Consider the following 6354-nt stretch of genomic DNA (forward strand, 5'->3'; position numbering starts at 1 on the left):
TACACCAAAGCGAGCGTTGTTTTTGAAAAAATCACAGTGAGCGAGCACATGGGCGACGATGAGTTTATTTTGAATTAGAGAATTGCCCTCTAGAAGAAACGCATAGCAGGGGTTGGAGTTAATGACGAGCTCATAAATTTTGCTTAAGCTGAAGTCGTATTGGAGCTTCATTTTGTTGAACGTTTTATCAAATTACAATAAATATGAAGAATATATATAGTAGGTAGAGCTGAGCGGAATATGAGATCATAAGTATATTATTTTTGTAGACTACCATATCTTCAAAATGGATTTATGTGTTATAAATTACTTAAAAAAGATTTGAATGGAAGCAATATATATAAATTTACATATCAAAAATCGTTCTTCGAAATTTCTGGAACTTCAAGAAGGCAACGCTTCATTTTACTGATGGTGTAAACGGCTAGCCCCCCTAAAACCGGAGTCTTACCGAACAAAAATATTCATTCTTAGGTAAGCTCTTATTATCGTGCTGTTACACCTTTCTATGGAAGGCTGAAGTGTCCTCCAGCGTCTTGGTCCACTCTGAAAACTGAGCTGGAGACATCTGAATCAATCCCCCGTGAATCTTTAGATTATTGTAAAAGTCCATGTATTCCTCCAGTGCTTCATAAGCCTTCTCGTAGGTCATGAAATCTCGTATGCCGAACAGATGGCGCTCCAAAATGCTATGGAACGACTCGAAGTAGGCGTTCATGTTTGGAGTCCTAGGCGGGATACGCTCATGGATCAAGCAGAGGCGCTCTCACAGGTATAGCTCCAAAGTGCATATTGATGGACTTCGGATGTGGAATGACACGTTTCTCAGATCCAAGCTCCTACTTGACCGCTTGGAAAAACACCTCAATCCGCCAGCATTTGTTTTAAACTTCAAGTGCTTGTTTGGGAACGTCATGGTGATTTGGTGATTGATTATTATCAAATAGGCTCCTTTGTACGTCGCATGCGCATCTGGGACTTCCTCGGCAGCTTCGTTCGCTTCTTAGACTTCTTTCAAACGAATGGTAATTTCATCAGCAAGTGGGAGTGCCGTCAACCCGGCCCACCAATGTGACGGTAATCGGCTGCGCTATTGGAAATGAGTTGGATTTGCGAGGACATCGACTGTCAAAGGCAGTGCTTTGTGTGGCTTTGCCATCGCACGATGGCGCTATATAGATAAGTAATAATATTTGAATATGCTCGCCGTAATCGATATCTAGATCTTCGCTATACATTTCAAAGGAGGGAATATGCCCCTGAAGTCACATTATTGGACAAGAGGGAAATAAAGTGCCGTAAAGTCTACGGCGCTCGTTTGATATTATTGCGGTGGATTAAAGAAAAGCTCAACATGTTTACAACTATTGCAGACGTGCACACGTACAGTGATAATCCCTAAATTAATCTCAGGAAATTCCGTTGCCCCTTCATGTGGGAAGGGGCGAAGTGATGCTTAATTTCATTAATCTTGGCTCCGATTGCAAATACAGCCTCCATAATTGAATGCAATTACTAGTTTTGATTTTCTCGAACCCCTGATTTTATGGGTTTTCGTATTTTAGGTTTAAGCTAAAAGTATAGTGTATTGAGACATAAGGGATAATACCTATAAATTTATTGAGCGAATCAAACTGCAGATAAACATAGTTTAAACAAAGGTGACCCCTTCTTTGATTGTTAGAAGAAATTTATCATAAAGAAATACGATAAATGTCATTTTGCTCAGTTTTTTTACTTTTTGTTACCCACATTGGATGTGCCTCGCAGAAAGATTCCAACCACTTCTTTTGCCAATGCCCTATTGGATGCGTATTTTAGAAGGGTGTCTTTTCGATTTCCTAGCAGCATCATCGCGGAGAAGGTTTGTGCCAGAAGCATAGGATCGTTGACTCTAAGCACATGGTTGTCCATTGCCACTTGAAAATGTTCCGCTAATAACTGGTAGATGCTATGCTCGGATTGTCTTATTTCCATTAGTTGTTCCTCATTTAAAAAGGGCTCAGCCTCTCTCAGCATCGTTTCAATTTCGGCATGGGGATTGGTTAACCGCGCTTCGGCTACTGTAACCAATCCGTCTTCGAGGTGTTCGGCCTCCTGTAGAATACGAGATATATGCCTATGTACTTGATTTAAGACGGTTGTAACTGCCACTTTAAATAATTCCGGTTTGCTAATGAAATGATAATAAATAGCAGGCTTGGACACTTGGCATTCTTCGGCGATTTGCAGCAGCGACACAGACTCGTATCCATACTCCATAAAACGTTTGGATGCAGTCTTAATAATCATTTCCCGTATGGAAGGATCATCTTTTGCATGTTTGGGTCTACCTGGCGCACGTTGCGAGTGTTTTTTTATCATAACTACCTCCATGAATATTTTATGACAATTCATCATTTTAATCAAAAGCACCTTGATAATTTACCTACCGGTAAATATAATTAATGAGATCAAAGTATCTCCTCCATGAAAATTGTCATGGTTGCATCTAGAAAAGGCAGGTGAAAACACTGGCAACGATTACTCGGTTGAAATGGCTTAGTTACGCAACAACGCTGTTTATGTTTTTCGCGACATTTGGAGGTGGTATCGTCACCAGAACAGAATCAGGTCTGGGATGCGGCACGGAATGGCCACTGTGTCACGGGGAATTTGTTCCGGCTCATACGCTTGCTTCCGTCATCGAATACACGCATAGGCTGGTGAGTACGACTGCAGGCATTTTGGCAGTGGTTACACTGCTAACTTTTTTAGTGTATTTGAAGCAGCGAAAAGATCTGCAATTTTTTGCAGCGTTAACACTGGTTTTTGTCATCGTTCAAGGCGCAATGGGTGCATTAGCAGTCGTATTTTCACAATCTTCCCCTGTGATGGCGCTCCATTTGGGCTTTGCTTTTATCGCTTTAGCGAGTTCTTTAATGACGAGTCTTGGCTCGAGGCAAGAACAGAAAGCGCGGGGACTTGCGAAATTCGAGAAAATGCCGAGGACAAGCAAGGCATTTCGCTATTTTGTATGGTGCTTGACCGTATATTCTTATCTGGTGGTCTATACCGGCGCATTTGTAAGTCATACCGATTCGGCAGGTTCCTGTACCGGATTGTTTTGCACAAGCAGTCGGTTGCCGGAATTGGCAGGAGGGATAACAATTGAATTGACTCACCGGATCGCCGGTATGCTGCTGGTTTTGCTGGTTGTCATGTTGTGGTTTTGGATTTACAAGTATTACAAGAGCAATCGGGAATTGACGATGCAAGCCCAGTTTGCTGTTGGTCTCATTTTGTTCCAAGTTCTTACTGGTGTAGGCATGCTGTATACGCTTAACCGTCCGGAATTGTACATGTTCGTTGTACTAGCCCATATGACCACTATTGCTGTACTATTTGGCATGCTTGCCTACATGAGTTATCTGACATGGAGGCTTTCCAAGCCTGCAACAATTGAAAAATAATGAAAGTTATTCAAAGGAGAGCTGCTCAGTGACAAAGACAAAACGAAAACGCATATGGCTGCGCATCCTGCTCGCGGGCTTCGTCCTCATCGCGCTTGTTGCCGCCGGATCATTCCTGTATCTAAAATCTCAAACATACGCACCAAGCAATAAAGCGGAGTCGGCATTGCAAAGCAACAGCGAGGTAAATGTAACACAAGGGAAAGACGGGTACACATTCGAGCCAGCGGATGGAAGCATCATGCAGCCCAACATTATTTTTTATCCTGGCGGATTAGTTGAGCCGGGTAGCTATTCGCCGTTTGCAAGCGAGCTTGCTAAGCTAGGTCATCGTGTATACATTGCAAAAATGCCGCTTAATCTGGCTATTTTTGGGCAAAACAAGGCCGATTCCTTCGTGAAGGAGCATCCGGGGGAATCCTTTGTCATCGGAGGTCACTCGCTAGGGGGCGCGTTTGCGGCCAGATATGCTTCAGAGCACAGCGATCAACTGGCAGGCATCTACTTCTTAGCATCGTATGCCGATGAGAGCGGAAACCTTGCCGATACCGACCTTGCCGCGCTGCAAATTACAGGTACGTCTGACGGGGTTCTTAAACATGAAGTATGGGAAAGCTCAAAAGCCAATCTTCCCGAGTTAACGGAATATGTTTCGATCAATGGCGGGAATCACGGACAATTCGGATCTTATGGCCTGCAAAAGGGAGATAGTGATCCTCAAATCGGAGAAGATGACCAGTTGGAGAAGATTGTTGATGCCATGCAGAATTGGATGGAGCAATTTATAAATAAATAGCACAATTTAAAGTATATGTGCAATAACGGCATGAAGGCAGCCATCATCGATCGGCTGCCTTCATATCATTTAGTTGTTCAATTTATTGTCTCCTTCCTTATCAAACGACAACAAATATGAAGAAAATTAAGCTTAAGTAAGGGCTTCATACTTAAATTGAGTCAGCTAGGGATTATTAATTCCTTTGTTTTAATTGTAACAACAGGCGATGTGGGCTATTCTAAGCCGAATGAAAAAATATTTGAAATAGCATGCAGTAGATCCAACTCGTCGACAGCGGACTGTTTTTATATTGGAGATAATCTGGAGAATGATGTTTTAGCCTGCGAAAAAATTGGAATGAAAGGTATATGGCTAGATAGACAGAATAGTGAATCGGACAAGAGAAATGTCTTAAGGGTTAATTCTTTATTAGAAATCAGAGATACAATAAATAGTTTTCGAAGCTAGCTCTGGCTTATATATAAGAAGCATTGGTTTCGGAAAGAGTATTTTGAAGATTCTTTAAGGCTCATCTGGCAAATAAATAAAGATTATTGACTGTATGTGTTATTTCTAGATTTTAACAATATTTTAGGGCAGTATGAAGATTGATTTATTGAAAGGAATGTAAGTGCAAGCACGAGAGTCTTGATAGGGTAAGCAGCAAGGATTTCCTGAAGTATAAGCAAAGAAATCATTCAACAAAGCAAAAAAAATAATCATCGCAAGCAATGATTTTAAGAGATCTGAAAATATAAAAGAAGTAATTGATAGCATCTATAAGAGATTTTATATCGAGGCTAAATAATTAACTCAACTTTCGATGTAACCCAGGTTGTGGGACCAACTGGATACAAAAGAAGCCTTCTGCTATGAATTGTGACTCACAGGGGACTGACCCCATAACGTGAGACAAATCAAAACACCTTCAAGAAAATGCAACCGTGTCGTAAGATATGGAGACAACCTTGGRGGTGATTTTACGTTGGCAACAAGAGTAAGTTACCCAGTGGAAGTAAAGGCAAAAGCAATTGAACTGAGAATAGCAGGCATACGGTCAAGGAGGTAATGGAGCAACTCAATATACGAGGGGTATAACGTAATTGAGAAGTTAATAAAGGAACCGTCAGATGACAGAAAAAACCTTGATACATAAAGGCTCCTCTGACTTTACTCTATGATATGGAGACAAATATTTAAGCGAAAGAAGATAATATTAATCCTCTTAGCTTAACTCCTTAAAGAAATTCTACTAGGATATAGTCTCTTTAAGATACAGCAGAACTACATCGAAGCATTATCTTGACACAAATACTGAATAAGCGGGGATTTCGCGCTTGTTCTTTTTTTTTGCCATATAAAGTTATAGAGTGACTTAACGGTCYCCTTCTAACGCTTTTGGATTTATAGTATAGGCTCGGCTTAAATAAACACATAAATCCCAAAAAAACGGCCATACGAAGTTGCTCCTGCTTTCACTAGAATAGGATTACAGATAACTGCTATACCAGAGGAGGAAACCTATGATAGATTTGTACCGATCAATATTGAAAGCGAAATATGTTTGGTTCTTGGTGTTGCCCGGAATGATTTATTATCTCGTCTTCGCCTATATTCCATTGTATGGAATCCAGATCGCGTTTCGCGATTATACATTCATACACGGAATATGGGGAAGTGAATGGGTCGGGCTGCAATATTTCAGTGAGCTATTTCAGTAAAGCGATCATTGGCGACCCTCAAGACATTCCCTTGCCCACAGGATTTGGAGACGTATGGAGTACCGGATGTAATCAGTGCTTGGAGAACCCATATGCAGCGCGCTGGGGGTTCTACGGGGATGGAGAAGGCTACCCAGCTCACCGCTCATGCTAAACGCAGTGTCGGAGATCAAACCGCTGTAGAAGAATCGAAGGTAGATTTAATACGGCTTCTTGAAGAATATGAACGAGTTACCACCATGCTTGAACAGATTGAAAAGGACATCGAAGCTCTGCTTTCTGAGATTCCAATGGCACAGCAGCTTCGCACCATAAAAGGTCTCGGGAAGATCTTCACCGCTGCCACACTAGCTGGTACAGGAGATTTAAAACAGTATGCGCATGGACATCAAGTATTACGGAA

Annotated in this window: 6 protein-coding genes and 2 pseudogenes; 5 read left to right on the plus strand and 3 right to left on the minus strand. The window is 41.5% G+C overall.

All coding sequences use genetic code 11. The features are described from left to right. From AC1DPK_RS33775 to AC1DPK_RS33785, 3 genes and pseudogenes are all read right to left on the minus strand, one after another. Positions 1-192 (minus strand): annotated as a pseudogene (locus AC1DPK_RS33775) (SpoVR family protein); the annotation flags it as partial. Positions 193-496: 304 nt separating this feature from the next. Continuing rightward, on the minus strand, positions 497-754 hold the full coding sequence (locus tag AC1DPK_RS33780) for an integrase core domain-containing protein (protein WP_477512984.1): 258 nt from the start codon (positions 752-754) through the stop codon (positions 497-499). Between the two features lie 980 nt (positions 755-1734). Then, a complete protein-coding gene (locus tag AC1DPK_RS33785; RefSeq protein WP_477512985.1) occupies positions 1735-2364 on the minus strand; it encodes a TetR/AcrR family transcriptional regulator in 630 nt (209 codons plus the stop codon). A 140-nt stretch (positions 2365-2504) separates the two neighbouring features. Here AC1DPK_RS33785 and AC1DPK_RS33790 point away from each other — a divergent pair, with 140 nt between their 5' ends. The 5 genes and pseudogenes from AC1DPK_RS33790 to AC1DPK_RS33810 form a co-directional block, all read left to right on the plus strand. Beyond that, positions 2505-3452, plus strand: a complete 948-nt coding sequence (locus tag AC1DPK_RS33790) for a COX15/CtaA family protein (RefSeq protein ID WP_477512986.1) — start codon at positions 2505-2507, stop codon at positions 3450-3452. Between the two features lie 28 nt (positions 3453-3480). Further along, positions 3481-4248, plus strand: a complete 768-nt coding sequence (locus AC1DPK_RS33795) for an alpha/beta fold hydrolase (protein ID WP_477512987.1) — start codon at positions 3481-3483, stop codon at positions 4246-4248. 156 nt (positions 4249-4404) lie between these two features. Beyond that, positions 4405-4698, plus strand: coding sequence for an HAD family hydrolase (locus AC1DPK_RS33800; RefSeq protein WP_477512988.1), 294 nt, complete (start codon positions 4405-4407; stop codon positions 4696-4698). A gap of 1055 nt (positions 4699-5753) precedes the next feature. Beyond that, positions 5754-5951: a hypothetical protein gene (locus AC1DPK_RS33805; RefSeq protein ID WP_441887000.1), complete on the plus strand. Its 198-nt coding sequence runs from the start codon at positions 5754-5756 to the stop codon at positions 5949-5951. Between the two features lie 92 nt (positions 5952-6043). Next, positions 6044-6354: pseudogene (locus AC1DPK_RS33810) on the plus strand (IS110 family RNA-guided transposase); the annotation flags it as partial.

The organism is Paenibacillus sp. 01T424 (assembly GCF_056398745.1).